Origin of the sequence: Erwinia sp. BNK-24-b (assembly GCF_047456155.1) — a bacterium.
Taxonomy (GTDB): domain Bacteria; phylum Pseudomonadota; class Gammaproteobacteria; order Enterobacterales; family Enterobacteriaceae; genus Erwinia; species Erwinia phyllosphaerae.
Genome location: NZ_CP179901.1, coordinates 3,499,592 through 3,524,954 on the forward strand (window position 1 = coordinate 3,499,592; position 25,363 = coordinate 3,524,954).

Genomic DNA, 25,363 nt, shown 5'->3' on the forward strand with positions numbered 1-25,363 from the left:
ATCTTTTAATAAGCTCCGTTTTCCGCTCACATGGACGAGGCTTATGCAGATTGATTTATCCCCCTGGTTCGCGCAGCCTGGCGCGCAGGCTTTTACCGAGCGCCGCGCCGCCATGCCCTGGCGCAATACGATTCCGCTGCCTGCGGATGCAGTGCAACCTGCCTGGCACCAGCTGCTGTTAAATCCCGCTCCGCCGCACAAGCGGTTGGTTTATCTTCACATTCCCTTTTGCGCCACTCGCTGCACCTTCTGCGGTTTTTATCAGCATAAGTTTCAGCCGGATGAGGCGGACAGGTACGTTAACGCTCTTCTGCGCGAAATCGAGATGGAAGCCGACAGCCCGCTATATCAGTCCGCGCCCGTTCACGCCGTTTATTTTGGCGGCGGCACGCCGACGGCGCTGTCGGCAGCCGGGCTGTATCGCCTTATCAGCCTGCTGAAAGCGCGCCTGCCTTTGGCACCAGATTGTGAAATCACGATTGAAGGCCGCACCCTGAATGTTGACGATGCGCGCATTGATGCCTGCCTGGATGCAGGCGCTAACCGTTTCTCCATCGGTATCCAGACTTTCGACAGCCGCATTCGTCAGCGTATGGGCCGTACCGCCGATCGCCAGCAGTCGATCGCTTTTCTTAAAAAGCTGTGCCGGCGCGATCGTGCCGCCGTGGTTTGCGACCTGATCTTTGGTTTACCCGGACAAACGGCCAGCCTCTGGCGGCAGGATCTGGCTACGATACGGGATATTGGCCTGGACGGCGTAGACCTGTATGCCTTAAACCTTTTACCCACTACGCCGCTGGCAAAGGCGGCAGATAATAAGCGGGTAATGCTGCCGGATATGGCTGCGCGTCACGCATTTTATTTACAGGGCGCAGGGCTGCTGGAGGAATATGGCTGGCGGCAGCTCAGCAACAGCCATTGGGCAGGAACTACCCGCGAGCGCAATCTTTATAACTTACTGATCAAGCAAGGTGCGGACTGCCTGGCGTCAGGCTGCGGGGCTGGCGGCAGCGTCAACGGACAGGCTTATATGATCGAGCGCAAGCTGGGCAGCTATTATCAGGCGCTGGCCCGTGGCCACAAGCCTGTCAGTATGATGACGCAAGCGGCTGGAGGGACGCATCAGTGGCGTCACCAGCTACAAGCCGGTATTGAAACAGGAAGGGTCGATCTGAAATTATTGACCGCACGCGCCGCGCTGTTGCAGCCGTTAGTCGATCAGTGGCATCACTCTGGCCTGCTGACCACAAACGATCTCTGTTTGCGCTTTACCGGCAGCGGCCGCTTCTGGGCCAACAATATTATGCAGTGCCTGACGGAGATTTTACTGCGTCTCTCTACCGTCAGCGGCGAAGGGAGTGAGCACGGCTGAGGGGTGCCAGCCTGCTCTGTTGCGCAGGCTGGTAGCTGGCTTAAAGGTCAGAGCATCCGGCTCGCCAGCATTGACCGTGTTAATCGCGGAAGTTTTTAAACTGGAAAGGCTGTCCCAGATTGCCGCCACGAATCAGCGCCATAGCGCCCTGCAGATCATCGCGAGATTTGCCGGTTACGCGCACTTCCTCACCCTGAATCTGCGACTGCACTTTCAGCTTGCTGTCTTTAATCAGCTTAACGACTTTCTTCGCGACGTCAGCCGGAATGCCTTTTTTCAGTTTGGCTTCCACGCTCCAGCTTTTTCCGCTGTGCTCAATTTCTTCCGGCACATCCAGCGCGCCGTTCTCAATGCCGCGCTTGAGCAGCTTTTCGCGCAGGATATCAACCAGCTGTTTTACCTGGAAATCTGACTCGCTCAGCACCTTGATAGATTCGTTTTTCTCGTTCAGCTCGTAGCTGGCCGTCACGTTACGAAAATCGAAACGGGTAGAGAGTTCACGGTTAGCGTTTTCTACGGCGTTGCGCACTTCCTGAAGGTCGACCTCTGAAACGATATCGAAAGATGGCATGATTTATTCTCCTGATTCTGTTGTGACAGGCATAATACCTGGTTAGCAACAGTAAAAAAACCATCGGCATGGAAAGCTATAATAAGAATAGCTCTGCTGGCGCGGCCCGATGGCCGGCAGAATCAACACAACCCGCGCGCGGGGAGGATGAATGAAAATTACCGTATTGGGATGCGGCGCTTTAGGACAGATTTGGCTGGCTGCGCTGGAAGCTCAGGGCAATGAGGTTCAGGGCTGGCTGCGCGTGCCGCAGCCCTGGTGTTCGGTGAACGTCGTCAACCTTGACGGCACCATCACCAACAAAACCTTCATTGCTAACGATCCCTCGTTTTTAGCGCAAAGCGATCTGCTGCTGGTGACGCTAAAGGCCTGGCAGGTTTCCGAGGCGGTCAAAAATTTGCAGTTTATTCTGCGCCAGGACTGTCCGATTCTGCTGCTGCACAACGGTATGGGCACGCTTGATGAGCTAAAGTCGCTTACGCAGCCCCTGTTGCGCGGTATTACCACCCATGCGGCGAAGCGCGACGGCACGGTTATCGTTCACGTCGCGTCCGGTATTACCCATATTGGCCCAACCTCTGCCGATAGCGCGCTGCTGAGCGATCTGGCAGAAATGTTACAGCAGGCGCTGCCGGATGTGGCCTGGCACAATAACGTTGCCTCGGCCGCCTGGCAAAAGCTGGCGGTCAACTGCGTGATCAATCCGCTCACCGTGCAGTACGACTGTACCAACGGCGAGCTGCTCAACCATCCGCAGGAAATTGCCGTACTCTGTGACGAAGTGGCGATGGTGATGGAACGTGAAGGCCAGCATACCTCGCGCGACGGGCTGTTGGCTTACGTGAAGGATATTATTACCGCCACGTCCGCCAATACCTCTTCCATGCTGCAGGATATCCGCGCGCAGCGGCGCACGGAGATAGACTATATTACCGGTTACGTTATTCGTCGTGCACGGGCGCAAGGGTTGTCCACGCCGGAGAACAGCCGACTTTATGAAATGATTAAGCGTAAGGAACAAGATTATGAGCGCGAACGTATCGGTGCTGGTTTGCCTGGCACCTGGCAGTGAAGAAACCGAAGCCGTCACGACTATCGACCTGCTGGCGCGCGCGGGCTTTACGGTAACCACCGCCAGCGTGATGGATGACGGCAGCAAAGAGATAGTCTGTTCGCGCGGCGTGCGGCTGCTGGCGGATGCCACGCTGGTAGAGGTTGCCGATAACGATTTTGCCGCTATCGTACTGCCTGGCGGCCTGAAAGGCGCAGAGGCTTTTCGCGACAGCCCGCTGCTGGTAGAAACCGTGCGCCAGTTTCATCTGTCCGGGCGCATCGTTGCCGCCATTTGCGCGGCCCCCGGCACGGTACTGATCCCGCATAACCTTTTCCCCGTCGGCAATATGACCGGCTTCCCCGGCCTGAAGGAGACCATCCCGGAAAGTCAGTGGATGGATAAGCGCGTGGTATGGGATCGGCGCGTAAACCTGTTAACCAGCCAGGCGCCAGGTACCTCAATCGACTTTGCCTTAAAGCTTATTGACCTGCTGGCCGGGAAAGAAAAAGCATACGAAGTCGCCCGGCAGCTGGTGCTGGCTGCCGGTATTTTCGATTACCGGGAATGGGTGGAATAGCAGCGCACTGACCTGACAAAAAAGAAAAGGCGCTGAAGTCAGCGCCTTACTTAAAACAGTGCAGATTTACGGACGATAAACCTTCACGTTTTTAAAGCCCTGCTCGTGAAGATAGAGCGCCTGCAAACGGCTCATCACGCCACGGTCGCAGTAAAGCAGCCAGGTTTTGCTTTGATCGAGATCGCCGAACTGCGTGCTGAGCTTGTAGAACGGCATGCCTTTAACGTCTACGCCTTCCAGCTCCAGCGGGCTGTTGTCCTGCTCGTCCGGCGAGCGGATATCCAGCACCACGTCGTTATCGCTAAAGGAAACCACGGTTTCGATTTCTACCACTTCCTGCTCGGTTTCTTCTGCAATCTGGCGAATATCCACGTTGGTGGCTTCTTCAATCACCTTATCCAGAATGGCGAAATCAAAGTTTTGCTCTTCCGCTTCGATTCTGGCCTTCACCGCTTTTACCGTCGGGCTTTTCGAAATTACGCCGCAGTATTCCGGCATGGTACGGGCAAAGTCTTCCGTGCCGATATGGCGCGCCAGCTTGATAATGTGCTCTTTATCATGCGAAATCAGCGGGCGCAGGATCAGCGTATCGGAAGCGTTGTCGATTAACCGCAGATTGGTCAGCGTCTGGCTGGAGACCTGCCCGAGCGCTTCGCCCGTAACCAGTGCCTGCACGCCGTAACGTTCCGCAATGGTGGACGCCGCGCGTACCATCATACGCTTCAGCACCACGCCCATCTGCCCGTCGTCCACTTTCTCCAGAATCTCACCGACTACCGGTTCAAAGTTGATGGCGACAAAGCGCACCTTGTGCGAGCGGCCAAAACGGTTCCACAGATAGTGCGCCACCTGACGAACGCCGATTTCATGCGCCGCGCCGCCAAGGTTAAAGAAGCAGTAGTGTACGCGGCAGCCGCGGCGCATCAGCATATAGCTGGAAACGCCGGAGTCAAAACCACCGGAAATCAGCGACAGCACGTCTTCCTGGCTGCCAATCGGGAAACCGCCGATACCTTCATAACGTCCGGTGATCAGCAGCAGGCGATCGTCTTCAATCTCTATATTAACGGTCACCTGCGGATGGTTCAGCTTCACCTGGGCGCTGGCAACGTGCTGGTTCAGGCCGCCGCCCACGTAGCGCTCCACGTCCTGCGAACTGAACTCGTGTTTGCCGCGGCGTTTTACGCGTACGGAAAAGGTTTTGCCTTCGATACGCTCGCGGTTCATCGCCAGCGTCTGCTCAAAGATGTTGTGCATATCGGTATAAGCCCGCTCTTCAACTTCCAGAACGTGATGAATACCAGGGATGCGCGTCAGCTCATCGATAATATAGTGGCGGTGGCTTTCGTTTTTAGAACGGACTTCGATATGATCCCAGTGGCGCACCACGGCCAGCGTATCGTCACACTGTTTCAGCACGTTACGAATGTTCGTGGTCAGCATTTTAATAAAACGCAAACGCACGGACTGGCTCTTAATGGTGATTTCCGGGAATAATTTAATAATAAACTTCATGGTGGCGCGGGCTCAACGGGCAATTAGTGCTGAAATGCAGGGCACTTAGCTGGTAAAATCAGAGGATTGCAAAGCGGTTTGTCCCCTTTGCATCCGGGGGAAGCGATTGTATCACATCTGACCGACGACTGCTTCTTCTCCTGCTGTCAGAATCATTATTTTGCTAATCAATTTGAGTCGGCTACCATGAGTGACCTGACAGTAAAAAACATCACCGAGCTAAACGTTATTATGCCAAAAAAAGCCGAACAGCCCGCCAGTTTTGAAACCTCGCTTGCTCAGCTGGAGCAGATTGTTTCACGTCTTGAAAGCGGTGACCTGCCGCTGGAAGAGGCGCTGAATGAATTTGAACGCGGCGTACAGCTGGCACGTACGGGCCAGCAGAAACTGCAGCAGGCAGAGCAGCGTGTACAAATCCTGCTTAACGACGATAAAAATGGCGATTTACAGCCTTTCACGCCGGAAAACGACTGATGGATTTTAGCGCTCTTCTTAACGCGCACCACGCGCGCGTGAATCAGGCATTACAGCGTTTTATCAGCAACCTGCCTTTTCAGAAATCGCCTCTGGTTAACGCCATAGAATATGGTGCATTATTAGGCGGCAAGCGCCTGCGGCCATTTCTGGTTTATGCGACCGGCAACATGCTGCATGCGGATGACAGCGCGCTTGACGCGCCCGCCGCGGCGGTCGAATGCATTCACGCTTACTCGTTGATTCACGACGATTTACCCGCGATGGATGATGATAATTTGCGGCGTGGGCAGCCGACCTGCCACATCAAATTTGGCGAAGATACGGCTATTTTAGCCGGTGATGCACTACAAACGCTCGCCTTCACTATACTTGCCGATACACCGATGGCAGGCGTAACGGCAGAAAACCGTATTGCGATGCTTTCCGAACTGGCGCAGGCTAGCGGCGTGGCCGGCATGTGCGGCGGCCAGGCGCTTGATTTAGCCGCGGAAGGCCGCCAGGTTAACCTGAACGAGCTTGAGCAGATCCACCGTTATAAGACCGGCGCGTTAATTCGCTCCGCCGTTCGCCTGGGCGCGTTGACCGCAGGTGAGCGAGGCCGTAGCGCCTTACCTCTCCTTGACCGCTATGCCGAAGCTATCGGCCTGGCGTTTCAGGTGCAGGACGATATTCTGGATGTGGTGGGCGATACCGCCATCATCGGCAAACGGCAGGGAGCCGATCAGCAGCTTGGAAAAAGTACCTACCCGGCCTTGATGGGACTCGAAAGTGCACGGGAAAAGGCGTGGGCCCTCTGTCAGGAGTCGTTCAGCGCACTGGAAATACTTGCCGCGCAAGGCTTTGACACAACATCACTACAAGCGCTTGCAAGTTACATAATTGAACGCAATAAATAACTTCCACAATGAGTCTCTGATGAGTTTTGATACTGCAAAATATCCGACGCTGGCGCAGGCCGCGACGGTACAAGAATTACGTTCGCTTCCTAAAGAGAGCCTGCCAAAACTCTGTGACGAGCTACGACAGTATTTACTCGACAGCGTAAGCCGCTCCAGCGGCCATTTTGCCTCTGGCCTGGGCGTCGTGGAACTGACGGTCGCGCTGCACTACGTCTATAACACCCCTTTTGATCATCTCATCTGGGACGTGGGCCATCAGGCCTATCCGCACAAGATCCTGACCGGCCGCCGCGATCGCATCGGCACCATCCGGCAAAAAAATGGCCTGCACCCTTTCCCGTGGCGCGATGAGAGCGAATACGACGTGCTAAACGTCGGTCACTCCAGCACCTCGATTAGCGCCGGTGTGGGCATGGCCGTTGCCGCAGAAAAAGAAGGTAAAGGCCGCCGTACCGCCTGCGTAATCGGCGACGGCGCGATTACGGCGGGCATGGCGTTCGAAGCCATGAACCATGCAGGCGATATCAAATCCGATCTGCTGGTGGTGCTGAACGACAATGAAATGTCGATTTCAGAAAACGTGGGCGCGCTGAACAACCGCCTGGCGCAAATTCTTTCCGGCAAAACCTATTCGCGCCTGCGTGAAAGCGGCAAAAAAGTGCTGACCGGCCTGCCGCCGATCAAAGAGCTGGTTAAACGTACCGAAGAACATCTGAAAGGCATGGTTGTGCCCGGCACGCTGTTTGAAGAGCTGGGCTTTAACTATATCGGCCCGGTTGACGGTCACGACGTGCTGACGCTGGTGCAGACGCTGAAAAACATGCGCAGCCTGAAAGGCCCGCAGTTTCTGCATATTATGACCAAAAAAGGCAAAGGCTACGCCCCGGCAGAAAAAGATCCGATCAGCTGGCACGCCGTGCCCAAGTTCGATCCTGCCAGCGGTCTGCTGCCAAAAGCCGCTGAAGGCCTGCCGAGCTACTCCAAAATCTTTGGCGAATGGCTGAGCGAAACCGCCGCGGATGACCACAAGCTGATGGCCGTTACGCCAGCGATGCGCGAAGGCTCCGGCATGGTCAGCTTCTCTCGCGATTATCCGGCGCAGTATTTTGACGTGGCAATTGCCGAACAGCATGCGGTTACCTTTGCTGCCGGACTGGCGATTGGTGGCTACAAGCCTGTGGTGGCTATCTACTCAACGTTTTTACAGCGTGCCTACGATCAGCTGATCCACGATGTAGCGATTCAGAAACTGCCGGTGCTCTTTGCTATCGACCGTGGCGGCATCGTCGGCGCGGATGGCCAGACGCATCAGGGCGCTTTTGATATCTCCTTCCTGCGCTGCATTCCTGGCATGGTGATCATGACGCCAAGCGATGAAAACGAATGCCGCCAGATGCTTTACACCGGCTACCACTACAATGATGGCCCAAGCGCGGTGCGCTATCCGCGCGGTACCGGCACCGGCGCGGCACGTGAGCCGCTGCGCTCGCTACCGCTGGGTAAAGGCGTGGTGAAGCGCGAAGGCGAAAAGCTGGCGATCCTCAATTTTGGTACGCTGCTGCCGGAAGCGGCCGCCGTGGCCGACTCGCTGAACGCTACGCTGGTCGATATGCGTTTTGTGAAGCCGCTGGATGAAGCGCTGGTGATCGAGCTGGCTGCCAGCCACGAAGCGCTGATTACGCTGGAAGAAGGCGCTATCAAAGGCGGCGCGGGTAGCGGCGTCATCGAGCTGCTGATGGCAAAACGCGTGCTGGTGCCGGTATTGAATATCGGTCTGCCGGACGAGTTTATCCCGCAAGGTACCCAGGAAGAGATTCGCCACGATTATCAACTTGATGCCGAGGGTATCGAACAGCAAATTTCCCGCTGGCTCGCGCTGTAACACCGCATTATGCTCCCCGTCCGGGGAGCATATACCTGCTATGCTCAGACTCTTATGTCCTCATCTTTGGCAGGAGCACCAATGAAAAAAATTCAGTTAGGCACCACAGACCTGACCGTTTCCCGTTTATGCCTGGGCTGCATGACCTACGGCGAGCCAGACCGTGGCCGCCACGCCTGGACGCTGCCGGAAGAAAGCAGCCGTCCGCTAATCAGGCAGGCGCTGGAAGCGGGCATTAACTTCTTCGATACGGCTAATAGCTACTCCGATGGCAGCAGCGAAGAAATTGTTGGCCGTGCCCTGAAAGAGTACGCGCGCCGCGATGAGATTGTGGTGGCGACTAAAGTCTATTTCCCGATGAGTAATCTTTCCGGCGGTCTGTCCCGCGCTAACATCATGCAGTCCATTGACGACAGCCTGACCCGCCTGGGTATGGATCACGTTGACCTGTTGCAGATCCACCGCTGGGACTACAACACGCCGCTGGAAGAAACGCTGGAAGCGCTGCACGACGTGGTGAAATCCGGCAAGGCGCGCTATATCGGCGCGTCTTCCATGTATGCCTGGCAGTTTGCCAAAGCGCTTTATACGGCGGATCGTCACGGCTGGACAAGGTTTGTCAGCATGCAGGATCAGTACAACCTGATCCAGCGCGAAGAAGAACGCGAAATGTATCCGCTTTGCCGGGCGGAAAACATTGCGGTGCTGCCGTGGAGCCCGCTGGCGCGTGGCCGTCTGACTCGTCCGTGGGGCGAAGCGACCGCGCGTACCGCTTCCGACGAGTATGGCAGCACCCTGTATGAAAAAACCGAAGAAAACGACGGCGCTATTGCGCAGCGCGTGGCGGCCATTGCCGAAGCAAGGGGCGTAAGCCGTGCGCAGATAGCGCTGGCCTGGCTACTAGCGAAACCGACGGTTACGGCACCGATTATCGGCGCGTCGCGTGCGGAACAGCTGGCTGATTTGGTCAGGGCGGTTGATATCGAGCTGACGCAGGAAGAGATTGCCGATTTGGAAAGCCTTTACCAGCCGCACAGCGTGGTGGGTTTTGACTAGGCCGACCTGAAGCAGATGAAGCGCGTCGCGATATAGCTATCGCGGCGCGAGCTGGCAGGGAAGCCGCCTTTTGCCTTTACGGCTGGCCTCCCTTCCTCACGCAGGTATCTGTAAACTACAGCGCCAGATGGTGTCCGGCGTAATAGAGAATACCCGCCGAGATAATCCCGGCGATGATATCGTCTACCATAATGCCCATGCCGCCGTGCACGTTGCGGTCGAACCAGCGGATTGGCCAGGGTTTCCACATATCCAGAATACGGAAGATCACAAATCCCGCCAGTACCCATTGCCAGCTGATAACCGGGATCGCCATCAGCGTGATCCACATACCGATAAACTCATCCCAGACAATGCTGCCGTGATCGTGTACGCCCATATCCTTTGCGGTACGATGGCAAAGATAAACGCCAATGCAGATACCAAACATTACCAGCAGCGAATAGATATCCTGTGGCAGAAAAGACATCAGGTACCAGAAAGGGATAGCCGCCAGCGATCCCATCGTGCCCGGCACCACCGGACTGAGACCGCTGCCGAAGCCGGTCGCCAGCAGATGCCAGGGGTTGCTCATTTTCAGGCGGGCTTTCGCCGTATGCTTATCCAAAATGGTCAAATCCTTTCAGGTCAAACGCCACGGGTTTGCCTTCCTGCATCATCACCAGACCTTCCGCCTGTGGCCCAAGCTGGCCAATGCAGGTAAAAGGAACGCCATAATGCCCCAGCGCCACGTCAAGCGCACCGCGGTTGAGTTCCGGCACGGTAAAGCAGAGTTCGTAATCTTCGCCGCCGCTTAACGCCCAGCGAAGAGCCTGCTGCCGTTCAAAGTGGCTTTTCATCGTTACTGATAGCGGCAGCGCGTCCAGATTGAGTCGTGCGCCACAGCCGCTGGCCTTGAGAATATGGCCCAGATCCGAAATCAGCCCGTCGGAGATATCGATAGCGGCGCTGGCCAAATCGCGTAGCGCCTGGCCCTGCAAAATGCGCGGCATCGGCCGTAAATGGCGCTTGATCAGCGCTTCATGGGCGGCCGGATCGCTGATTTTAATCTTGTGCTGCAACAGCGCCAGGCCCGCCGCGCTATCGCCCAGCGTGCCGGTTACGTAGATCCAGTCGCCCGGTCGCGCGCCCGAACGCTTCAGCGCCCTGCCAGCGGGTACCAGGCCGTGAATACTCAGCGTCATGCTCAGCGGGCCACGCGTGGTGTCACCGCCGATCAGCTGCATATTGTAGTAGTCCAGCAGCTCAAACAGGCTGTCGCTGAACTCTTTCAGCCAGGCTTCGTTGACCTCAGGCAGCGTTAACGCCAGCGTCAGCCACGCCGGATCGGCACCCATGGCGGCGAGGTCGCTGAGGTTGACTGCCAGCGCTTTGTAGCCCAGGTCGGCCGGGTGGATATCACGCAGAAAATGGACGCCCGCCACCAGCGTGTCGGTACTGATCGCCAGCGTTTGTTTCTCTGGCAAGTTCAGGAGTGCGCAGTCATCGCCGATGCCTTTTTCCACATCGCGACGAGAGCTTGTTACGCGATCAAAATAGCGCGTGATAAGTTCGAATTCGCCACATGCCATAATGCGTTCCAGCAGAAAAAAAAGAAGGCCGGATAAAACCGGCCTGGGAGGATTACTTCTTGTTAGGGCGGATATGCGGTGCGGCTTTATCCAGCACGCCGTTAACGAATTTATGGCTGTCTTCAGCACCAAAGACTTTCGCCAGCTCAATGCCTTCGTTAATCGCCACTTTATAGGGAACGTCGGAGCGCTTGCTCAGCTCGTACAGCGAAATACGTAGAATCGCTTTCTCCACCTGGCCCAGCTCTTCCAGCTGGCGGGAAAGATACGGCTTCATCAGGCCGTCAAGGTACGCGCTGTTGGTCGCAACGCCGCCCAGCAGCTCGCGGAAATAGCTGATATCAACGTCTTTGACGTCTTGCTCCGCCAGAAACTGGTATTCGACATCGGAGATGTCATTTTTGGACAACTGCCAGGAGTAAAGCGCCTGGACAGCACATTCACGGGCGCGGCGACGAGCAGCAGGTTTCACAAAATTCCCCTTAAAATCAGGCTTTAATGGCTTTCAATACGTTAATCATTTCGAGTGCGGTCAGGGCAGCTTCAGCCCCTTTATTACCCGCTTTGGTTCCGGCGCGCTCGATGGCCTGCTCAATGTTTTCCGTGGTCAGGACGCCAAAGGCAACCGGAATATCGCTGTTCATGGCGACGCTGGCCAGGCCAGAGCTGGCCTCACCCGCTACATATTCGAAGTGGGCAGTACCGCCACGGATCACGGTGCCCAGCGCGACAACCGCGTCATGCTTGCCGGCGTTAGCCAGCGCGCGCGCGGTCATTGGCATTTCATAAGCGCCCGGAACCCAGATAACGGTGATGTTTTCATCTTTTACCTGGCCAATACGCTTCAGCGCATCCAGGGCACCGCTCAACAGGCTGTCGTTGATAAAGTTGTTGAAACGCGCAATAACAATGGCCACGCGCGCATCAGGAGTAGCAACAGCAGCTTCAATAACGTTCATAATCTTCCTTTCAGGGTTTGTTATAGCCCCGCAGGGGGGCGGATTCTATCACACTCTTTAGCACTCTGCTTCCGCTTTCTACAGAGCCTTATCGTGGCGTCAGCGTCAGGCGTAAATCTGGCCCAACCTGACGAATATCGCTGAATGTAAACGCTGGCGCTTCAGCAAGTTGTGCTAAAGCGGGCAGATGGCACAAACCGCGTGCCGCATCGCCCAGTAATTTTGGGGCCAGATAAATAATCAGCTCGTCGACTACGCCAGCGGCCAGCAGCGCGCCGGCCAGCTGTGCGCCCGCTTCTACCCAGACGTTATTAATCTGGCGGCGTCCCAGCAGCATCAGCAAAGAGACCAAATCTGTCTGCCCGTTGAGACGCGGCACCGGGAGCTGCGTAACGTTTGCTGGCCACTCTCTTTCATCAGGCTGCTGGCGCGCCAGCCAGGTTTCGCCAGGCTGGGTAATCAGACGATGCTGTGGCGTGACGCGGTTATCGCTGTCAATCACCACCCTTATCGGCTGCCGCAGATCCTGTTGCGCGTAATCGGTCTGAATATCGCTGTTCAGCTCATCCCAACGCACGGTCAGGGAAGGATTGTCCGCCAGTACGGTGGCGCTGGTGCTCAGGATAGCGGAGCTTTGCGCCCGCAGACGCTGCACGTCGCGTCGTGCTTCGGGTGAAGTAATCCACTGGCTTTCGCCACTGGCCATCGCGGTGCGGCCATCCAGCGAGGCACCCAGCTTGAGCTGTACCCAGGGAAAACCGGTGCGCATGCGCTTAAGAAAGCCGCGATTGAGCGCCTCCGCTTCCTGCATCATCAGCCCGTGACTGACTTCAATGCCGGCCTGCTGCAAACGATACAGCCCGCGCCCTGCCACTTCCGGATTGGGATCCTGCATGGCGGCGACTACGCGGGTAACGCCAGCGGCAATCAGCGCGTCGCAGCAAGGCGGCGTGCGTCCGTGATGGCTACAGGGTTCCAGCGTAACATAAGCCGTTGCCCCGCGAGCTTTTTCGCCCGCCATCCGCAGCGCATGCACTTCGGCATGCGGTTCGCCCGCGCGAAAGTGATAGCCTTCGCCCACCACCTCGCCGTCCCGGACAATGACGCAGCCTACGTTGGGATTGGGTGTGGTAGTAAAGCGCCCGCGCCTGGCCAGTTCCAGCGCCCGCGCCATATAGAGTTCATCCATGCCTTAATCCTGTAGCCGGGCGATTTCTTCGCCGAATTCGCGGATATCTTCAAAGCTGCGGTACACCGAGGCAAAGCGGATATAGGCCACCTTATCCAGCTTCTTAAGCTCATCCATCACCAGATTGCCGATCATTTTGCTGGGCACCTCGCGCTCGCCGGTAGAGCGCAGCTTGCTTTTGATATGGCTGACGGCGTTTTCCACGTCGTCGGCGCTAACCGGCCTTTTCTCCAGCGCTTTCATAATGCCGCTGCACAGCTTGTCTTCGTTAAACGGCTCGCGGATATCATTGCTCTTCACCACGCGCGGCATCACCAGTTCGGCAACCTCAAAAGTGGTAAAGCGCTCATGGCATACCAGACACTGACGACGACGGCGCACCGAGGTTCCTTCCCCCACCAGGCGAGAATCGATGACTTTGGTATCCACAGCAGAACAGAACGGGCAATGCATGATAATTCCTGGATCCTGGAAAATTGTCCACAGTGTAGCGCGAAGTGGCGATCAACAAAATATTAGCCCGGTCTTTTGCTGTTCTTTCTGAACCGGGAGAGCTTTTCAGACAGCGGCGCGGCGCTGAAGCCGGAAGGATTTGTTAAACCCGCTATAATAACCAAACGCAACAGCGTTATTTTTTTTAAAACAAGGACTAGCCGGAGGATATATGGGTTTATTTAACTTTGTAAAAGAAGCTGGCGAGAAATTATGGGATTCAGTGAGCGGCGCGGGTGAAGACCAAAGCGCGAAGCTGAAAGAGTATATCCACAAGCTGGGCCTGCCGGGCAGCGATAAGGTTGACGTCAAGGTGGATGGCGATAAAGCCAGCATCAGCGGCGACAGCATTTCGCAAGAGCTGAAAGAAAAGATCCTGGTGGCCGCCGGTAACGTAGCCGGTATCACCCACGTTGAAGATAACGTCAAGGTTGACCAGGCAGCGCCAGAAGCCAAATTCTACACCGTGAAAAAAGGCGATACGCTGAGCGCGATTTCCAAAGAAGTGTATGGCGATCCAAACAAGTACAACCAGATTTTTGAAGCCAACAAGCCGATGCTCTCCGATCCGAATAAAATTTATCCGGGTCAGACCTTACGTATTCCTCAGTAGGCGCACATGGCCAGATACCTTAAAAAGGCATTGCTATTGCCTCTGGTTACGCTGCTGGCAAGCTGCGCTTCGCCGCAGCAGCCGCAGATTAACAAGCTGCATAACCAGGTTGGTAAACTGAATACGGAGATGCGCCAGCTGACCCAACAGGCCACCGCGCTTACCCAGCAGAACATGCTTAACAGCAATTCTAACCAGGGCGCGTGGCTGCTGCCGAGCACCAACACGGCAGTAGAGCTTGCAAGTCAGCTGGGTAAGGTGCGCCTGTCGCTGAGCCATATCGAAAGCGAAGCTAACGGCACGCGCGCGATACTGCATATTCGCGCCGCCGCCGATAATACGCTGCCCGCTTTTACCGCGACGGTAGAATGGGGCGAGCTGGATCCGGTGACCGGCAAACCGCTACAGGCTAACAGTCAGAACCAGACCTTTAGCGTGGCTGCCTCCCTGTTGCCGCGTAGCGAGGTCACCGTCCCGCTGCGCCTGAGCAATGTGCCGCCGGAACAGCTTGGCTACGTGCGCGTTCACGATCTGGTGACGCAAACGGCGCCAGCGCCATAAAAAAAGCGCCGCATTAGCGGCGCTTTTTCATATCGACAACAGCTTAAGGCAGAATCGAAGGCTGGTCCGCGCCCTCTTTCTCCACTTTTTGCTGCAGCAGATGCTCACGCTTCATCCCCAGCTTCAGCGCCAGCGCCGATGCCACGTAGATTGACGAGATGGTACCGATGGAGACGCCAATCAGCATGGTCAGCGAGAAGCCTTCCAGCAGCGCGCCGCCAAAGATAAACAGCATCAGCACCACCACCAGCGTGGTGGCGGAAGTCATAATGGTACGGCTCAGCGTCTGCGTCAGCGAGACGTTAAATATTTCGTAAGGCGTGCCGCGACGGATCTTGCGGAAGTTCTCACGAATACGGTCCGATACCACGATGCTGTCGTTCAGCGAGTAGCCGATAACCGACATTAACGACGCGATAATGGTCAAATCAATCTCAATGTGGAACAGAGAGAGAATGCCCATAGTGATAATCACGTCGTGCGCCAGCGCCAGTACCGCGCCTAACGCCAGGCGCCACTCAAAGCGGAAGCCGACATAAACGAGAATGGCGATCAGCGCTACCAGCAGCGCCATGCCGCCGGTCTGCGCCAGATCGCTACCCACGCTCGGGCCAACAAACTCAATGCGCTTAACCGTTGCGTTCTGCTGGGTAGCCTGGTTGAGAATGCTCACCACCTTGTTACCCAGCTCCTGGCCCGCGTTCCCCTCGTGAGGAGACATACGCACCAGTACGTCACGGCTGCTGCCGAAGTTCTGCACCTGCGGATCGGTGAAACCCGCTTTCTCCAGCGCGCCGCGCAGGTTGTCCAGCTCGGCCGGTTTTTCCAGGGTAATTTCAATGACCGTACCGCCGGTGAAATCCAGTCCCCAGTTAAACCCTTTCACGCCCATGATCACAAAAGAGGCGATCAGCAGCAGGCCGGAAAGGGTAAAGGCCAGTTTATCCCAGCGCATAAAGTCATGCACTTTACGCCCGTAGTTTAGTTGTTCAACGCTATAGTCCTGTGCCACAACGCACTCCTCAAATAGACAGCTTGTTGATGCGTTTACCGCCGTACAGCAGGTTGACGATGGCGCGAGTACCGACAATAGCGGTAAACATAGACGTCACCACACCAATTGCCGTGGTGATAGCAAAGCCTTTGATGGACCCTGTACCAACAGCGTAAAGAATGATCGCCGTGATAAGCGTGGTCACGTTAGCATCGATGATACTGGAGAACGCGCCGCTGTAGCCCTCATGGATGGCCTGCTGAACGGAACGCCCGTTCTTCAGCTCTTCCTTGATACGCTCGTTAATCAGCACGTTAGCATCCACCGCGACCGCCAGCGTCAGGACGATACCGGCAATACCCGGCATGGTCAGCGTTGCGCCCGGCAGCAGCGACATGATGCCGACAATCAGCACCAGGTTAGCAATCAGCGCGGTAGTGGCGATCATGCCGAACTTACGGTAGTAAACCACCATAAAGACGATAGAAGCGATCAGGCCCCACAGGCAGGCTTCCAGACCCTGAGTGATGTTCTGCGCACCCATCGTTGGACCAATGGTGCGTTCTTCCACAATCTGGATTGGCGCAATCAGCGCACCGGCACGCAGCAGCAGCGACAGCTGACGCGCTTCGTTCGGGTTGCTGATGCCGGTGATACGGAAGCTGTTACCCAGTCGGGACTGGATATTCGCCACGTTAATCACCTCTTCCTGCTTCGCCAGGATGGCGCGACCGTTAGCATCTTTCTTACCGCTGTCTTTGTATTCCACAAACAGCGTTGCCATTGGTTTGCCGATATTATCCTTGGTGAAGTTGGACATGATGTTGCCGCCCGCGCTGTCCAGCGAGATGTTTACCTGTGCCTGGTTGTACTCATCCTGGCTCGACGTGGAGTCAGTGATGTGGTCACCGGTCAGGATCACGCGCTTGTACAGCGTTACCGGCTGGCCGTCACGGGTATTCTTCACTTCAGAATCGCCCGGTACGCGACCGTTGGCCGCCGCCGTTGGATCAACGGAGGTGTTAACCAGACGGAATTCCAGCGTTGCGGTTGCGCCCAGAATCTCTTTCGCCCGCGCCGTGTCCTGAATACCAGGCAGCTCGACCACGATGCGGTCAGAGCCCTGACGCTGCACCAGCGGTTCAGCCACGCCCAGCTGGTTAACACGGTTACGTAGAATAGTGATGTTCTGCTGAACAGCATATTCCCGCGCTTCACGCATGCGATCGTCAGACATCACCGCTCGCAGCATGTTGCTGCCGCTGGCGTTGATCACCAGGTCACGGTGGCGACCGGTCAGATAGCTAACGGCGGCATCACGAGACTGTTCATCGCGAAAGCGAATCTCCAGGCCGTAATTGTCCGTTTTGCGCACGTTGGTGTAGGGGATATTTTTGTCACGCAGGTCGCTTCTGAGGTTGTCGATGTTCTGTTCCTGGAGCTTGCCCAGGGCAGTGTCCATATCGACTTCCATCAGGAAGTGTACGCCGCCGCGCAGATCGAGACCGAGTTTCATCGGCTCTGCGGCCAGCATGCTCAGCCAGGTCGGCGTTGCAGGCGCAAGGTTAAGTGCCACCACGTAATCTTCGCCCAGCACTTTGCTGATAGCGTCACGGGCGCGCAGCTGCACGTCGCCGTTAGCGAAGCGCGCCATGATAGCGCCGTTTTCCAGCGCGATAGATTTGCTCTGGATATTGTCTTGTTTTAAAGCTTCCTGGATCTGATTCAGCGTCTGCTCACTGGCGGCGCTTCCGCGCGCGCCGGTGATCTGAACAGCCGGATCCTCACCATACAGGTTGGGCAGTGCATACAGCAGGCCGACGAGCAGTACGGCGACCAGCATGATGTACTTCCACAAAGGATAACGGTTTAACACGGCAGTTCCCTTAGGGAAAACAAAAAATTACAGCGCCTTCATCGTACCTTTCGGCAGAACGGCAGCCACGAAATCACGTTTGACCACAACTTCCGTTGTATCGTTCAGCGCGATAGCTACATAGCCGGTTTCCGCGACTTTGGTTACGCGTCCAACCAGGCCACCGGTGGTCAGCACTTCGTCCCCTTTGGAGATTGAGTCCATCAGTTTTTTGTGTTCTTTGCTGCGCTTCTGCTGCGGGCGCAGGATCATGAAGTAGAAGATCAGACCAAAAACCACCAGCATAATCACCAGCGAATACGGGCTTCCCTGTGCTGGCGCGGCGGCTGCCACTGCGTCGGAAATGAACAAGCTCATTAATTTTCCCTCATTGTTTAATTATCAGACGTTTAACGGTGGAACCGTCTTGCCCGTCCGCTCGTAGAATTCGGTAACAAAGCGCTCTAATCTACCCTCTTCAATAGCCTTGCGTAAACCCGCCATCAGGCGCTGGTAATAACGCAGGTTATGAATCGTGTTCAGACGCGCGCCCAGTATTTCGTTGCAACGGTCAAGATGATACAGATAAGCGCGGCTATAATGGCGACACGTGTAGCAATCGCACTCTGCATCCAGCGGCGACGTGTCATCTTTATATTTCGCGTTACGGATTTTCACTACGCCGTCGGTAACGAACAGGTGGCCGTTACGAGCGTTTCGGGTAGGCATCACGCAGTCAAACATATCAACGCCGCGGCGGACGCCTTCAACCAAATCTTCCGGCTTGCCGACGCCCATCAGGTAGCGCGGTTTGTCTTCCGGGATTTGCGGGCAAACGTGCTCAAGAATACGGTGCATGTCTTCTTTTGGCTCGCCGACCGCCAGGCCGCCCACAGCGTAACCATCAAAGCCGATCTCTACCAGCCCTTTTACCGAGACATCTCGTAAATCTTCGTAAACACCACCCTGAATAATCCCGAACAGCGCGTTTTTATTACCAAGCGAATCAAAGCGGTCGCGGCTGCGTTTTGCCCAGCGCAGCGACATTTCCATGGAATTTTTTGCGTAATCCCAGTCGGCAGGATAAGGGGTACATTCATCGAAGATCATCACGATATCGGAACCGAGATCGAATTGGATCTCCATCGACTTTTCGGGATCGAGGAAAATTTTGTCGCCGTTGATTGGGTTGCGGAAATGCACGCCCGCTTCGGTGATTTTGCGGATATCGCCCAGGCTAAAGACCTGAAAACCGCCGGAATCGGTCAGAATAGGGCCTTTCCATTGCATAAAGTCATGCAGATCGCCGTGCAGCTTCATGATTTCCTGGCCCGGACGCAGCCATAAATGGAAGGTGTTGCCAAGGATAATCTGCGCGCCGGTATCCTGTACCTCTTCCGGCGTCATGCCTTTTACCGTGCCGTAGGTACCCACAGGCATAAATGCCGGGGTTTCCACCACGCCGCGATCGAAGACCAAACGGCCACGGCGCGCGCGCCCGTCAGTAGTATCTAATTCAAACTTCACGTTACCTCCACCAGAGAGACAGTCTGATGATTCAGAGTAAATCACCGCGCAAGATGCGCGCTGAGTATCACAACCGGCCAAACCGGCTGCTAAAAATTATTGGCTGACCTGCTCGTTAATTGCCTGCGGGTTGCGGGTAATAAACATCGCATCGCCATAGCTGAAGAAACGGTACTTTTCGGCCACGGCCTGCTGATAGGCGTGCATGGTATTGCGGTAGCCCGCAAACGCCGAGACCAGCATAATCAGCGTCGATTCCGGCAGATGGAAGTTAGTGACCAGCGCATCGATAACCTGGTATTCGTAGCCGGGATAGATAAAAATTTTGGTGTCGTCAAAAAATGGCGCAATCAGCGCATCCTTTGCCGCCGCCGCCGCGCTTTCCAGCGAGCGAACAGAAGTTGTCCCTACGGCAACCACGCGATTGCCGCGCGCTTTACAGGCCAGCACCGCGTCTACCACTTCCTGCGGCACTTCGGCATATTCGGCGTGCATAATGTGATCTTCAATGCTTTCTACGCGAACCGGCTGGAAAGTACCGGCACCCACGTGCAGCGTAACGAAAGCCGTTTCAATCCCTTTAGCGCGCAGCGCCTCCAGCAGCGGCTCATCGAAATGCAGCCCGGCGGTAGGGGCCGCTACCGCGCCCGGACGTTCGCTGTACACGGTCTGATAAAGCTCGCGGTCCGCGTCTTCATCAGGACGGTCGATATAAGGCGGCAGCGGCATGTGGCCAACGGCATCCAGAATATCCAGTACGGCACGTTCATCATCAAAATGCAGCTCAAACAGCGCGTCGTGACGGGCAACCATCGTCGCCTTCACGCTTTCATCATCACCCAGCAGCAGTTCAGCGCCAGGCTTAGGCGCTTTTGAAGCGCGAATGTGCGCCAGTACGCGATGCTCATCCAGCATGCGTTCAACCAGCACTTCTATTTTTCCGCCGCTGGCTTTACGACCAAACACGCGCGCCGGGATCACCCGCGTATTATTGAAAACCAGCAAATCGCCCGGATTGAGTAAATCCAGCAAATCGGTGAACACCCCATGCGTTAGCTCGCCGTCCGGCCCGTTAAGGGAAAGCAGACGGCATCCGCTACGCTGGGCCTGCGGATAATGGGCAATCAAAGATTCGGGTAACTCAAAAGAAAAATCGGCAACGCGCATGGTCATTCACTGTCAGAGAAATCAGGGCGCACATTCTAGCTGAAATCCCGTCGTTTCTAAACAATCCGCGTTATCTAATGACCGATGCGGCTATAACATAACCACAATCAAAGTAAAAAACAGCTGATGACCTGCGCAAATCAGAGGTTGTTAAGAGAGTATCAGGACAAACTGTGCGCAACGGCGGTTTGAAAATCTCCCCTGCCCCTTTCATTTTCCGCAAACGTGAAAGAAGCAGGTATACTGCCGCGATGAACTTTCTTGCACATCTTCATCTGGCCACGCTTGCCGATAGCTCGCTGCTTGGCAACCTGATGGCCGATTTCGTTCGTGGCAATCCACGAGAAGTCTGGCCCGACGAGGTCGCGCTCGGCATTTTGCTGCATCGCCGCATTGACGTTATGACCGATGCCTTGCCGGAAGTCCGCACTGCGCGTGGCTATTTCCGGGCAGAAACCTATCGCGTTTCGCCTATTGCGCTGGACGTCATCTGGGATCATTTTCTGTCACGTCACTGGGATAAAATCGTTCCGGAAACGTCTTTACCAGACTTTTTACAGCAGGCCAGGACGCTAATAAGCCCCCACCTGCCCGGCACGCCAGAACGTTTTCAAAATTTGAACCGCTATCTGTGGACCGATCGCTGGATGGAGAAGTACGCCGAAGCGCCTTATCTGCAAAATGTGCTGAGCGGGATGGCCAGCAGACGGCCTCGCCTGGCGGCGCTGGCGGACTGCTATCAGGATTTTACCGACAATTATCAGCTATTCGATGAGCTATTCTGGCAGTTCTACCCGCAGATGATGGCGAAAGCGCGACGGCAGTCGCTGTGAAAATTGATTGCTTCTTGCCCTTTTCATAAAAAAGGTTATTGTAGGCGATTGCCTTGAAAAAACATGGATTTTGATAGGTAAGACCTATCCGAGAAATCGGCGCTTATCGCTGGTTTGCAAACCGATGTCGCCCCATACTGGCGACCGTTTCCCTTAATTTATCCTTACAGGAGTGACTATGGTTCTCGTAACTCGTCAAGCCCCTGATTTTACTGCTGCTGCCGTACTGGGCAACGGTGAAATCGTTGAAAACTTCAACTTTAAAAAACACACCGCTGGTAAAGCCACCGTTGTGTTCTTTTGGCCAATGGACTTCACCTTCGTTTGCCCTTCTGAGCTGATCGCTTTCGACAAGCGTTACGAAGAGTTCCAGAAGCGCGGCGTGGAAGTCGTTGGCGTTTCCTTCGACTCCGAGTTCGTGCACAACGCATGGCGTAAAACGCCGGTTGAAAAAGGCGGCATCGGCGAAGTGAAATACGCAATGGTTGCTGACATCAAACGTGAGATCCAGAAAGCTTACGGTATTGAGCATCCGGACGCGGGCGTTGCCCTGCGCGGTTCTTTCCTGATCGACAAAGCCGGTGTGGTTCGTCATCAGGTTGTTAACGATCTGCCGCTGGGCCGTAACGTTGACGAAATGCTGCGTATGGTTGACGCGCTGCAGTTCCACGAAGAGCACGGCGAAGTGTGCCCGGCTCAGTGGGAAAAAGGTAAAGAAGGTATGGGCGCTTCTCCGGACGGCGTGGCAAAATACCTGTCTGAACACGCTGCCAAGCTGTAATTTTACTTAGCAGAACAAAGCTCGCTTCGGCGGGCTTTTTTATGTGCCAAAAATGGTCGGGAGATAGTTACGTGTGGGATTATTACGTTATTGATGTTGCGAAAGTGTACTTAACTGCTCGCTGTGCTACCCTGTCGACAGGTACACCTTAACGAGGGAAACAAGTGCCCCCAACAAAACCCGCTTATTCTTCAGAAATTTGCGCTCTTATCGGCAGGGCCGTTACCGAACTGCTGGAAGCCGGAGAGCCTGTAGGCAGACATAACATCCTGATTCGTCTTCAGGTTTATAGTGCACAAACCCGCGATGAACAGATGCAGGCCATTATCCAGCAAGCTTTCCGCTCACTTCTCGAACGCTTCCACTGATTTCTTACCCCGCCAGAAACGCCCGAGCGGCCGTTCCCCCGTTTACCTGCCACGGCTCACTGAGGCTACTCAGAGCGTCCCTATGGGTTATGCGTCATCAGGTGTACGGGCGACCACCACTTCCAGCGCCTGACGATAGATATCAAGCTGCACAACATCAGAGGTGTTTTCCAGCTTTTCTATCAGTTTCAGGATGATGCTTTTATTGGTGACATAGCCGCCTGCCGCGACGATCTCTCTGATCACCGCACCAATAACTTTTGTTTCCTGAGCCAGTAATTCGCCTTCCTTCTGGAAGTGTTCGAGGATCCCGGACTCTGAAGATTGCTGCTGCATAATTTTCGCCTTTATAAAGGGGCGGAACAACGCCACCTGAAGTTATTCAATGTTTTTTAGTGCCGTTCGGCGGGCCTTCGCTGGTAAACAGATGCGTGACGTTATCGGTGTCACGGATCTCGTGCGTATAGCGATTGCTGCCGGATTTGATATTGTTTCTGACGTCGGTAATAGCCTGACGGCAGGCACGCTGTCGGGTCGCGTTTTTCTCTACCGCGCTCATCGCCTGCAGCTGGCGTATAAGAGCAGCGTTATTAATGGCGGCATCGCCTTTCAACAACGCGAGAACGGCCTCACCCAGAACTATATCAACCAGTTTTTCTTCGTCGTTTCTGTACATAACCGCTTCTCTGATTCAGTGATGTGAGCCCATAGAAGGGGTCACAGTTCCCGGTTGCCTGTTGTGATACGCAAAAAATTTGCCAGCCGCCGCCGACAAAGCATTAGCGAGAAAGCAGACCGGACCGAGCAGAAAAGTTACGAACTTTTATAATCATTCAAGCCCAGGAACTCAGTCCTCACGGCCAAACAGCATGCCAATCAGCTCGTGGTAATGCTTTTCCTGCTCTGCATCTGAAGCCAACTCAAGGCGCCTCAGTAATTTTGAGCAGATCGCTTTGCGATTAATATTTCTGCCAGAGCGCAGAATCTCAACAACAATCTGCCCCAACGTCTCTTGTTGAGAGGGCATCATCGCCTTACTGAAGTAACGACTGATATCGTCTTCAGTTTTCGGGTTAGATCCATCCTGACGCATACAGCCCCCTTCAGTCGGTAGGTTAAAACGTATTTAAATTTTTCTGCGCTTAAGTTAACCATTTTCAGTAAATGTGTACAGCTATTTTGAAGTTGTACAACGAAAAAAAGTTGTTGCAAAAGGGGCTGCTGACAGGGTATTGCTCTGTGGTTACGGGCAATGAGAGGGTTATTTTGGCTCTTCATGCTCATATCTCTTTGTTTTTTACTCTTTCTGCTCACATTTAGCACAATCGACCGCTGCGGTTTAATAACAGGGACTTTACGCATGTACAAGTTTGCTCTTTGGTCATCTGGCGTGCTGCTCTCGGCTTTGTCCATCCTGGTTTGCCCCTGTGCAAAGGCCGAAACGCAGTATGTTCTGGAGAAAGTGGTTGAGGTTAGCCGACACGGCGTTCGCCCTCCTTCACCAGATAACCGTAGCGCGATAGAAGCGGGTTCCGCCAGGCGCTGGGCCAGCTGGCAGACAACGGATGGCTACCTGACGGGACACGGCTATACCGCCGCCTGGCTGAAAGGCCGTTTTGAGCGTGATGGCTATCTTAAAGCGGGACTGTTAAGGACAGGCTGCCCGGCTAAGGGGGATTTTTACGTGCGCGCCAGCCCTATGCAGCGTACCAGAGCAACGGCTCAGGCCATAGCCGAGGCGGCTTTTCCCGGCTGTGGCGTAGTGGTTCATTCGGAAGAGAAGGACGACCCGCTATTTCATTATCCGCCGGGCAGGGCCAGCAAAGCCGAGGCTGCCGCTCATTACCAGCAGGCACTTCGCGCTTTGGGCGGTAATGTGCAGGAAGCACAGCGGCGCTTATGGCCACAAATTGCCGCATTGAAACAGGCCGTCTGCCTGCCACAGCAGCCCTGCCCCGCTTTTAGCCAGCGCTGGCAGCTTACCGTCTGGTCAAACGGTACGATTGGCATGCAGGGACTGGATACGCTGGCGGCTATGGCGGAAACGCTGCGGCTGGAATGGAGCGAAAACAAGCCGCTGAAAGATGTCGCTTTCGGCAACGTGACGAGCCAGGCCGATCTGGTGAAGCTGCTGCCGCTGCTGAGTTTTAAGTATGATTACACCAATGATTTGCCCGGGGTGGCAAAACGTGGTGCCTCGCTGTTAATGGCGCAAATCGACAGCGCCCTGGCTTCAGGCATAAATATTGCGCCGCACCCTTCTTCCATAAATAGTCCGCCGGACGTGCGCTGGCTATTCTACGTGGCTCACGATATCAATATTGCCTGGCTGCGTACGATGCTGAATTTTAGCTGGCAGCAGGAGGACTATCCACACGGCAATATCCCCCCTGGCGGCAGTCTGGTTTTTGAGCGCTGGCGGCTTGGCGACAAGCGCTTTATCCGTATTTATTTTCAGGCACAGAGCCTGACGCAGCTGCGCCAGCTGACGCCGCTCGGCCCGACAAATTTGCCGCTGCTGACAGAGCTAAATTTTAAAGGCTGTGCAAAAACACCGGTCGGCACGCTTTGCCCTTTTCAGACCGCCATGCAGCGTATCGCGAAGAACATAGACCCATCATTGCGGCAGCCCGTCGCTTATCCTGATTAAAGCGTAAATATTACCGGGCCGGGTAATTTGCTGCGGCCCCGCCTGCGTTTGCCCTACTTATTGCGCTGGGGTTTGTCAGCCTGACGGTCAGCGCGGGCATTGTTGCCGATCGGCATACTCCCGGCAAACAGCAGCCAACTATCATCCACTCCGCTAACGGCACGCCGCAAATCAATATCCACACGCCCGGTAATAGCGGTAAGGCCATCAGCGGTGCAGCCTCACCCTACCTTGCTGAGCAGATACACAAGCTGACCGAAGGTAACCCGTAAGCAAAAGCGATGGCCCATACGGTCGTCGGGGCGGTAGCGTCTTACGTGCACGCTAACTCAGTTCTGGTGGTATGCCAGACGCCCAGACCGAGAAGAATTATCGCAATGAATAAAGGTTAGGAGTAATA

The 25,363-nt window shown here is 55.2% G+C and carries 28 protein-coding genes and 1 pseudogene; 13 read left to right on the forward strand and 16 right to left on the reverse strand.

Annotation, left to right across the window (positions count from 1 at the left end; translation table 11 throughout):
- Positions 1-43: 43 nt before the first annotated feature.
- A complete protein-coding gene (hutW, locus tag ACMGGR_RS16030) occupies positions 44-1,372 on the forward strand; it encodes a heme anaerobic degradation radical SAM methyltransferase ChuW/HutW (protein ID WP_414147318.1) in 1,329 nt (442 codons plus the stop codon).
- A gap of 79 nt (positions 1,373-1,451) precedes the next feature.
- Here hutW and ACMGGR_RS16035 read toward each other — a convergent pair whose 3' ends face one another.
- On the reverse strand, positions 1,452-1,943 hold the full coding sequence (locus tag ACMGGR_RS16035; RefSeq protein ID WP_414147319.1) for a YajQ family cyclic di-GMP-binding protein: 492 nt from the start codon (positions 1,941-1,943) through the stop codon (positions 1,452-1,454).
- Between the two features lie 151 nt (positions 1,944-2,094).
- On the opposite strand from ACMGGR_RS16035, the gene panE reads away from it, so the two are divergent.
- Together panE and yajL are read left to right on the forward strand one after the other, a co-directional pair.
- Positions 2,095-3,015: a 2-dehydropantoate 2-reductase gene (gene panE, locus ACMGGR_RS16040; RefSeq protein WP_246758537.1), complete on the forward strand. Its 921-nt coding sequence runs from the start codon at positions 2,095-2,097 to the stop codon at positions 3,013-3,015.
- Entirely contained in the window at positions 2,969-3,574 is a 606-nt protein-coding gene (gene yajL / locus ACMGGR_RS16045) for a protein deglycase YajL (RefSeq protein ID WP_246758536.1), read from the forward strand. The genes panE and yajL overlap by 47 nt, the downstream gene beginning before the upstream one ends.
- 66 nt (positions 3,575-3,640) lie before the next feature.
- Here the strand turns inward: yajL and thiI are convergent, their stop codons facing one another.
- Entirely contained in the window at positions 3,641-5,089 is a 1,449-nt protein-coding gene (thiI, locus tag ACMGGR_RS16050; protein ID WP_246758534.1) for a tRNA uracil 4-sulfurtransferase ThiI, read from the reverse strand.
- Positions 5,090-5,320: 231 nt separating this feature from the next.
- On the opposite strand from thiI, the gene xseB reads away from it, so the two are divergent.
- From xseB to ACMGGR_RS16070, 4 genes are all read left to right on the forward strand, one after another.
- Positions 5,321-5,563 carry an exodeoxyribonuclease VII small subunit gene (xseB, locus tag ACMGGR_RS16055; protein WP_246758682.1) on the forward strand — a complete coding sequence of 81 codons (243 nt, stop codon included), beginning with the start codon at positions 5,321-5,323 and terminating at the stop codon, positions 5,561-5,563.
- Positions 5,563-6,462 (forward strand): (2E,6E)-farnesyl diphosphate synthase, encoded by a 900-nt coding sequence (ispA, locus tag ACMGGR_RS16060; protein ID WP_246758533.1) that lies wholly within the window; start codon positions 5,563-5,565, stop codon positions 6,460-6,462. Before xseB ends, ispA begins: the two co-directional genes overlap by 1 nt.
- A 19-nt stretch (positions 6,463-6,481) precedes the next feature.
- A complete protein-coding gene (gene dxs, locus ACMGGR_RS16065; RefSeq protein ID WP_246758532.1) occupies positions 6,482-8,347 on the forward strand; it encodes a 1-deoxy-D-xylulose-5-phosphate synthase in 1,866 nt (621 codons plus the stop codon).
- Positions 8,348-8,428: 81 nt separating this feature from the next.
- Complete coding sequence (locus ACMGGR_RS16070; RefSeq protein ID WP_246758531.1) at positions 8,429-9,403, forward strand: aldo/keto reductase; 975 nt, start codon at positions 8,429-8,431, stop codon at positions 9,401-9,403.
- 115 nt (positions 9,404-9,518) lie between these two features.
- Here ACMGGR_RS16070 and pgpA read toward each other — a convergent pair whose 3' ends face one another.
- The 6 genes from pgpA to nrdR all read right to left on the reverse strand — a co-directional run bounded on the left by pgpA (position 9,519) and on the right by nrdR (position 13,575).
- Complete coding sequence (pgpA, locus tag ACMGGR_RS16075; protein WP_246758530.1) at positions 9,519-10,019, reverse strand: phosphatidylglycerophosphatase A; 501 nt, start codon at positions 10,017-10,019, stop codon at positions 9,519-9,521.
- A complete protein-coding gene (thiL, locus tag ACMGGR_RS16080) occupies positions 10,003-10,974 on the reverse strand; it encodes a thiamine-phosphate kinase (RefSeq protein ID WP_246758529.1) in 972 nt (323 codons plus the stop codon). The genes pgpA and thiL overlap by 17 nt, the downstream gene beginning before the upstream one ends.
- 52 nt (positions 10,975-11,026) lie before the next feature.
- Entirely contained in the window at positions 11,027-11,446 is a 420-nt protein-coding gene (gene nusB, locus ACMGGR_RS16085) for a transcription antitermination factor NusB (RefSeq protein WP_125288408.1), read from the reverse strand.
- A 16-nt stretch (positions 11,447-11,462) separates the two neighbouring features.
- A complete protein-coding gene (gene ribE, locus ACMGGR_RS16090) occupies positions 11,463-11,933 on the reverse strand; it encodes a 6,7-dimethyl-8-ribityllumazine synthase (RefSeq protein ID WP_246758528.1) in 471 nt (156 codons plus the stop codon).
- Between the two features lie 88 nt (positions 11,934-12,021).
- The gene (gene ribD / locus ACMGGR_RS16095; protein ID WP_414147320.1) at positions 12,022-13,122 is read right to left on the reverse strand and encodes a bifunctional diaminohydroxyphosphoribosylaminopyrimidine deaminase/5-amino-6-(5-phosphoribosylamino)uracil reductase RibD; all 1,101 of its coding nucleotides are present in this window, start codon (positions 13,120-13,122) and stop codon (positions 12,022-12,024) included.
- A 3-nt stretch (positions 13,123-13,125) separates the two neighbouring features.
- Complete coding sequence (gene nrdR, locus ACMGGR_RS16100) at positions 13,126-13,575, reverse strand: transcriptional regulator NrdR (RefSeq protein ID WP_246758526.1); 450 nt, start codon at positions 13,573-13,575, stop codon at positions 13,126-13,128.
- Between the two features lie 211 nt (positions 13,576-13,786).
- On the opposite strand from nrdR, the gene lysM reads away from it, so the two are divergent.
- Both lysM and ACMGGR_RS16110 read left to right on the forward strand, forming a co-directional pair.
- Positions 13,787-14,227 carry a peptidoglycan-binding protein LysM gene (lysM, locus tag ACMGGR_RS16105; protein ID WP_246758525.1) on the forward strand — a complete coding sequence of 147 codons (441 nt, stop codon included), beginning with the start codon at positions 13,787-13,789 and terminating at the stop codon, positions 14,225-14,227.
- Positions 14,228-14,233: 6 nt separating this feature from the next.
- A complete protein-coding gene (locus ACMGGR_RS16110) occupies positions 14,234-14,788 on the forward strand; it encodes a DUF3251 domain-containing protein (RefSeq protein WP_414147321.1) in 555 nt (184 codons plus the stop codon).
- A 43-nt stretch (positions 14,789-14,831) separates the two neighbouring features.
- On the opposite strand, the gene secF is transcribed toward ACMGGR_RS16110, so the two are convergent.
- The 5 genes from secF to queA form a co-directional block, all read right to left on the reverse strand.
- Positions 14,832-15,800, reverse strand: coding sequence for a protein translocase subunit SecF (gene secF / locus ACMGGR_RS16115; protein WP_246758523.1), 969 nt, complete (start codon positions 15,798-15,800; stop codon positions 14,832-14,834).
- Between the two features lie 10 nt (positions 15,801-15,810).
- The gene (secD, locus tag ACMGGR_RS16120) at positions 15,811-17,658 is read right to left on the reverse strand and encodes a protein translocase subunit SecD (protein WP_246758522.1); all 1,848 of its coding nucleotides are present in this window, start codon (positions 17,656-17,658) and stop codon (positions 15,811-15,813) included.
- A 27-nt stretch (positions 17,659-17,685) separates the two neighbouring features.
- A complete protein-coding gene (gene yajC / locus ACMGGR_RS16125) occupies positions 17,686-18,015 on the reverse strand; it encodes a preprotein translocase subunit YajC (protein ID WP_246758520.1) in 330 nt (109 codons plus the stop codon).
- Positions 18,016-18,039: 24 nt separating this feature from the next.
- Entirely contained in the window at positions 18,040-19,164 is a 1,125-nt protein-coding gene (gene tgt / locus ACMGGR_RS16130) for a tRNA guanosine(34) transglycosylase Tgt (RefSeq protein WP_414147322.1), read from the reverse strand.
- A 96-nt stretch (positions 19,165-19,260) separates the two neighbouring features.
- The gene (queA, locus tag ACMGGR_RS16135) at positions 19,261-20,331 is read right to left on the reverse strand and encodes a tRNA preQ1(34) S-adenosylmethionine ribosyltransferase-isomerase QueA (protein ID WP_246758679.1); all 1,071 of its coding nucleotides are present in this window, start codon (positions 20,329-20,331) and stop codon (positions 19,261-19,263) included.
- 251 nt (positions 20,332-20,582) lie between these two features.
- Between queA and ACMGGR_RS16140 the strand changes: the two genes are divergently transcribed.
- Both ACMGGR_RS16140 and ACMGGR_RS16145 read left to right on the forward strand, forming a co-directional pair.
- Positions 20,583-21,164 (forward strand): ACP phosphodiesterase, encoded by a 582-nt coding sequence (locus ACMGGR_RS16140; protein WP_246758518.1) that lies wholly within the window; start codon positions 20,583-20,585, stop codon positions 21,162-21,164.
- A gap of 178 nt (positions 21,165-21,342) precedes the next feature.
- On the forward strand, positions 21,343-21,945 hold the full coding sequence (locus ACMGGR_RS16145) for a peroxiredoxin C (RefSeq protein WP_246758517.1): 603 nt from the start codon (positions 21,343-21,345) through the stop codon (positions 21,943-21,945).
- Between the two features lie 455 nt (positions 21,946-22,400).
- On the opposite strand, the gene ACMGGR_RS16150 is transcribed toward ACMGGR_RS16145, so the two are convergent.
- From ACMGGR_RS16150 to ycgZ, 3 genes are all read right to left on the reverse strand, one after another.
- A complete protein-coding gene (locus tag ACMGGR_RS16150; protein WP_246758516.1) occupies positions 22,401-22,649 on the reverse strand; it encodes a biofilm/acid-resistance regulator YmgB/AriR in 249 nt (82 codons plus the stop codon).
- 46 nt (positions 22,650-22,695) lie between these two features.
- Entirely contained in the window at positions 22,696-22,989 is a 294-nt protein-coding gene (locus ACMGGR_RS16155; RefSeq protein WP_246758515.1) for a hypothetical protein, read from the reverse strand.
- A gap of 171 nt (positions 22,990-23,160) precedes the next feature.
- Positions 23,161-23,406 carry a regulatory protein YcgZ gene (ycgZ, locus tag ACMGGR_RS16160; protein WP_246758514.1) on the reverse strand — a complete coding sequence of 82 codons (246 nt, stop codon included), beginning with the start codon at positions 23,404-23,406 and terminating at the stop codon, positions 23,161-23,163.
- 267 nt (positions 23,407-23,673) lie between these two features.
- Here ycgZ and ACMGGR_RS16165 point away from each other — a divergent pair, with 267 nt between their 5' ends.
- Positions 23,674-24,963, forward strand: a complete 1,290-nt coding sequence (locus tag ACMGGR_RS16165; RefSeq protein ID WP_414147323.1) for a histidine-type phosphatase — start codon at positions 23,674-23,676, stop codon at positions 24,961-24,963.
- Positions 24,964-24,992: 29 nt separating this feature from the next.
- A pseudogene (locus tag ACMGGR_RS16170) lies at positions 24,993-25,163 on the forward strand (filamentous hemagglutinin); the annotation flags it as partial.
- Between the last annotated feature and the right edge of the window lie 200 nt (positions 25,164-25,363).

What these genes read in the sequence shown, in the direction of transcription:
- hutW (WP_414147318.1), top strand. Translation starts at nt 44, where the DNA reads ATGCAGATTGATTTATCCCCCTGGTTCGCGCAGCCTGGCGCGCAGGCT.
- ACMGGR_RS16035 (WP_414147319.1), bottom strand. Translation starts at nt 1,943, where the DNA reads ATGCCATCTTTCGATATCGTTTCAGAGGTCGACCTTCAGGAAGTGCGC.
- panE (WP_246758537.1), top strand. Translation starts at nt 2,095, where the DNA reads ATGAAAATTACCGTATTGGGATGCGGCGCTTTAGGACAGATTTGGCTG.
- yajL (WP_246758536.1), top strand. Translation starts at nt 2,969, where the DNA reads ATGAGCGCGAACGTATCGGTGCTGGTTTGCCTGGCACCTGGCAGTGAA.
- thiI (WP_246758534.1), bottom strand. Translation starts at nt 5,089, where the DNA reads ATGAAGTTTATTATTAAATTATTCCCGGAAATCACCATTAAGAGCCAG.
- xseB (WP_246758682.1), top strand. Translation starts at nt 5,321, where the DNA reads ATGCCAAAAAAAGCCGAACAGCCCGCCAGTTTTGAAACCTCGCTTGCT.
- ispA (WP_246758533.1), top strand. Translation starts at nt 5,563, where the DNA reads ATGGATTTTAGCGCTCTTCTTAACGCGCACCACGCGCGCGTGAATCAG.
- dxs (WP_246758532.1), top strand. Translation starts at nt 6,482, where the DNA reads ATGAGTTTTGATACTGCAAAATATCCGACGCTGGCGCAGGCCGCGACG.
- ACMGGR_RS16070 (WP_246758531.1), top strand. Translation starts at nt 8,429, where the DNA reads ATGAAAAAAATTCAGTTAGGCACCACAGACCTGACCGTTTCCCGTTTA.
- thiL (WP_246758529.1), bottom strand. Translation starts at nt 10,974, where the DNA reads ATGGCATGTGGCGAATTCGAACTTATCACGCGCTATTTTGATCGCGTA.
- ribE (WP_246758528.1), bottom strand. Translation starts at nt 11,933, where the DNA reads ATGAACGTTATTGAAGCTGCTGTTGCTACTCCTGATGCGCGCGTGGCC.
- ribD (WP_414147320.1), bottom strand. Translation starts at nt 13,122, where the DNA reads ATGGATGAACTCTATATGGCGCGGGCGCTGGAACTGGCCAGGCGCGGG.
- nrdR (WP_246758526.1), bottom strand. Translation starts at nt 13,575, where the DNA reads ATGCATTGCCCGTTCTGTTCTGCTGTGGATACCAAAGTCATCGATTCT.
- lysM (WP_246758525.1), top strand. Translation starts at nt 13,787, where the DNA reads ATGGGTTTATTTAACTTTGTAAAAGAAGCTGGCGAGAAATTATGGGAT.
- ACMGGR_RS16110 (WP_414147321.1), top strand. Translation starts at nt 14,234, where the DNA reads ATGGCCAGATACCTTAAAAAGGCATTGCTATTGCCTCTGGTTACGCTG.
- yajC (WP_246758520.1), bottom strand. Translation starts at nt 18,015, where the DNA reads ATGAGCTTGTTCATTTCCGACGCAGTGGCAGCCGCCGCGCCAGCACAG.
- queA (WP_246758679.1), bottom strand. Translation starts at nt 20,331, where the DNA reads ATGCGCGTTGCCGATTTTTCTTTTGAGTTACCCGAATCTTTGATTGCC.
- ACMGGR_RS16140 (WP_246758518.1), top strand. Translation starts at nt 20,583, where the DNA reads ATGAACTTTCTTGCACATCTTCATCTGGCCACGCTTGCCGATAGCTCG.
- ACMGGR_RS16145 (WP_246758517.1), top strand. Translation starts at nt 21,343, where the DNA reads ATGGTTCTCGTAACTCGTCAAGCCCCTGATTTTACTGCTGCTGCCGTA.
- ACMGGR_RS16150 (WP_246758516.1), bottom strand. Translation starts at nt 22,649, where the DNA reads ATGCAGCAGCAATCTTCAGAGTCCGGGATCCTCGAACACTTCCAGAAG.
- ACMGGR_RS16155 (WP_246758515.1), bottom strand. Translation starts at nt 22,989, where the DNA reads ATGTACAGAAACGACGAAGAAAAACTGGTTGATATAGTTCTGGGTGAG.
- ycgZ (WP_246758514.1), bottom strand. Translation starts at nt 23,406, where the DNA reads ATGCGTCAGGATGGATCTAACCCGAAAACTGAAGACGATATCAGTCGT.
- ACMGGR_RS16165 (WP_414147323.1), top strand. Translation starts at nt 23,674, where the DNA reads ATGTACAAGTTTGCTCTTTGGTCATCTGGCGTGCTGCTCTCGGCTTTG.